Origin of the sequence: Clostridioides sp. GD02377, assembly GCF_045899875.1 — a bacterium.
Classification (GTDB): Bacteria; Bacillota; Clostridia; order Peptostreptococcales; family Peptostreptococcaceae; genus Clostridioides; species Clostridioides difficile_A.
In genome coordinates, this window is record NZ_JBJODA010000089.1 from 1 (window position 1) to 362 (window position 362).

1 protein-coding gene is annotated in these 362 nt (G+C 35.1%); it reads right to left on the reverse strand.

Translation table 11 applies throughout. The features are described from left to right. On the reverse strand, window positions 1-362 hold a 362-nt coding region (locus Q3304_RS20985), incomplete at both ends, for a glycine-rich protein (RefSeq protein ID WP_407815499.1).

The following is a 362-nucleotide window of genomic DNA, read 5'->3' on the forward strand; positions in this document are numbered from 1 at the left end:
TTAGTTAACATTGACGGAATCGTGTGTTCTGCTTTAAATGTTGCTTGCGTAGAATTGTAAGATGATACGGTCAAAAATGGTAATGCTTGTAGTAATGTAAATTTAACAAAACCATCTTGTGTAGATTCATTTTTACCAGCTATACAAGTAACAGTATTAAAATAATATTTAGATGTTGGAATATATCCAGGTGGTTTATAACTATCTTTAGTAAGGATATAACTACTACCACCACCACCAAATTCACGATAATCAATACCTGCACCACAATACCAACCGCCACCACCACCAGTACCACTAACAACATCGCCGACACCACTTACACCAAAAGAACCATTATAGAGACTATTAAAAGTTGAACC